Origin of the sequence: Rhodococcus chondri (assembly GCF_036327435.1) — a bacterium.
GTDB classification, from domain to species: domain Bacteria; phylum Actinomycetota; class Actinomycetes; order Mycobacteriales; family Mycobacteriaceae; genus Rhodococcus; species Rhodococcus chondri.
Genome location: NZ_JAUZMZ010000312.1, coordinates 1 through 2,798, shown reverse-complemented (window position 1 = coordinate 2,798; position 2,798 = coordinate 1). Strand labels below are relative to the sequence as shown.

2 protein-coding genes and 1 pseudogene are annotated in these 2,798 nt (G+C 64.4%); 1 reads left to right on the top strand and 2 read right to left on the bottom strand.

Annotation, left to right across the window (positions count from 1 at the left end):
* Positions 1-202 precede the first annotated feature (202 nt).
* Positions 203-1,903: a long-chain-fatty-acid--CoA ligase gene (locus Q8814_RS25520; protein ID WP_408015986.1), complete on the top strand. Its 1,701-nt coding sequence runs from the start codon at positions 203-205 to the stop codon at positions 1,901-1,903.
* A 127-nt stretch (positions 1,904-2,030) separates the two neighbouring features.
* Here Q8814_RS25520 and Q8814_RS25515 read toward each other — a convergent pair whose 3' ends face one another.
* On the bottom strand, positions 2,031-2,375 hold the full coding sequence (locus tag Q8814_RS25515) for a cupin domain-containing protein (protein ID WP_330154738.1): 345 nt from the start codon (positions 2,373-2,375) through the stop codon (positions 2,031-2,033).
* A gap of 80 nt (positions 2,376-2,455) precedes the next feature.
* A pseudogene (locus tag Q8814_RS25510) lies at positions 2,456-2,798 on the bottom strand (hypothetical protein); the annotation flags it as partial.

The window sequence follows — 2,798 nt, the reverse complement described above, 5'->3', positions numbered from 1 at the left end:
TCTTCACCTGCGAAGTGCCTTCCCGCCTGCGTGATGGAACCCTAGAGAAGTCCCATTATGCCCTGCAGGACAGGCGCTTTCGCTTATCTACATGCTCGGATCGGTGAACAACCACGAATTTTCCAGGTTAGGGTCGAGAGACACGGTTCTCCACAAGACCGAACGACCACCGGACACGCCGTCCCGCGCTGAGAATGAGAAGGTGACGAGCTTGAGTACCGCAGAACGGGTATGGCTCGATCGTTACGCCGAAGGCGTGCCGGCGGATATCGAACTGCCCGAAAGTTCGCTGGTCGACATGTTCGAAACGTCGGTCGCACGATTCGGATCCGCCCCCGCGCTCGAATTCTTCGGGGCCGAACTCACCTATTCCGAACTCGGCAATCGAGTCCGGCTGGCCGCTGAGGGGCTACGGCGTCTCGGCGTCGCCAGCGGAGATCGAGTGGCCCTGGTCCTGCCCAACTGTCCCGAGCATGTGGTGGCGTTCTATGCCGTCCTACGCATCGGCGGTATCGTCGTCGAGCACAATCCGCTCTATACCGCCGAGGAGATGCGCCACCAGTTCGCCGACCACGGTGCGAAGGTGGCCGTGGCCTGGGACAAGGTGTGCCCGATGCTTCAGGAACTATCCGGCACCACCGACCTCGAGCACGTCGTCGCGGTGAACATCACGCAATCGATGCCGTTGTCCAAACGGCTGGCGCTCGCCTTGCCGGTCCCGAAGGCACGCACATTGAGAAAGGCGCTCACCGCGCCGGCGCCGGATGCCATACCGTGGAAGCGGCTACTCGCCGACGGACCGCTCGACCCCGCATATCCGCGGCCCGCGGTCGGCGATCTGGCGGCGATCCAATACACGAGCGGTACCACGGGAACACCCAAAGGCGCCAAGCTCTCACATCTCAATCTCGCCGCCAACGCCGCGCAGGGACGTGCATGGGTTCCCGGGCTTGTCGACGGCAAGGAGGTGGTCTACGCGGTCCTGCCCATGTTCCACGCGTACGGGCTCACACTGTGCCTGACGTTTTCGATGAGCATCGGCGCCCGCCTCGTGCTGTTCCCGAAATTCGACGTCGACCTGGTGCTGACTGCAGCGAAGAAGCACCCACCCACATTCATGCCCGCTGTGCCGCCGATCTACGAGCGGCTCGCCCACGCGGCAAGGGAACGAGGCGTGGACCTGACGTCGGCGCGTTTCTCCATCTCCGGTGCAATGCCGCTGCCGACCGAGACGCTCGACCTGTGGGAAGCGGTGACCGGTGGCCTACTCGTCGAGGGGTACGGCCTCACCGAAACCTCCCCGGTTGCGATCGGCAACCCCATCGGCCTCTCGCGTCGCCCCGGTGCTGTGGGAGTGCCCTTCCCCAGCACAGAGATTCGCGTTGTCGATCCCAACAATCCCGCAGAGGATGTGAAACCCGGTGAGCGCGGCGAACTGCTGATTCGAGGACCACAAGTGTTCTCCGGCTACTGGAACAAACCGCAGCAGACCGCTGAGTCGCTACTCGAGGGCGGCTGGTTCCGGACCGGCGACATCGTCCAGGTCGATCCCGACGGCTTCGTCACCGTCGTGGACCGGATCAAGGAACTGATCATCACCGGCGGATTCAATGTCATGCCATCCGAAGTCGAGGCGGCCCTGCGACACTTCCCGGGAGTGGCCGATGTGGCCGCGGTCGGCCTGCCGACAGCGGGCGGCAGCGAGGAGGTGGTCGCGGCAGTCCTGCTGGACGAGGGTGTGTCGAAGGACGACTTCGACGTCGACGCGGCGCGCGAGCACTGCCGCAAGAATCTGACGGCATACAAAGTGCCGCGGCGGATCGTCGTGGTCGAGGATCTGCCACGCTCCCAGATCGGGAAAGTGCTTCGCCGACTGGTGCGCGATTCCCTGCTCGCCGATTGAGCCAGGGTCATCCCACTCGCCGGGTGCCCCGAGCCGCCTCGCGCCGCTCCACCCGCTACGCCGAATGTCACAGTGGTTCGGTCGAACTGAACCTATCCGCGCGAGACAGGAGCGGAGCCGTGAGCGATCAGGAAAATGATTCTTGGTCTTGCTGACTCGTCACCGTGGTCAGCAGGAAGACGCTGTCGGCGAGGGCGAGTACCGAGTGGCGCTCATGCGTGAGAATCCACAGTTCGCCTTCGTCGAATTCCCCCTGAGACTCCGTTTCGAGTTCGACACGAACTCGTCCCGTGAGTACCTGGAGGCTCGCGGCCGGCGGGGAGTTGTGCTCGGCGAGCCGGATGCCCTCCCGAAGTGCGATGATCGTCTGCCGGAGCGGTCCGTCGTTCGCGACGAGTTCGGCGCTGCGACCGCGTTTGTCCGTTCGCGCCGTGGAGAGATGAGATTCGGCCAGTTCCCGTAGATTCGCCATGATCGTCCTTCCGCGCACGTGCTGGGTCTGGCCCAACCTACGTGGGGTGCGTCGACGGTGTCCACGAATAGAGAACGGGGTCATACCCGAACGTCGGCGAGCACTAATCGCCAGAACTCCCCGAGGCTTTCGACGTCGACGGGGGAGATGAGTCGATTGTGCGATACAGCAATCCGGCACTTCCCGGACGCTGTCTCGCCGATCGTCACTTCGACACGGGTGTCGTCGGCGAAGGCGCACCGCCGGTACCGCCACCTGGACGTCGACGAAGTGGACAGCGCGCGCACCGGGGTACGGCCCGCGACGTCGACGCGTTGCCGCGCTGCGGCCTCCCACCCGGCCAGTGCCTCGTCGAGAGTGCCGTCGACGGTCCGGCCGACGCCCGCGGAGAAGGTGCTCATGGGCTGCGTCATGAATTTACGG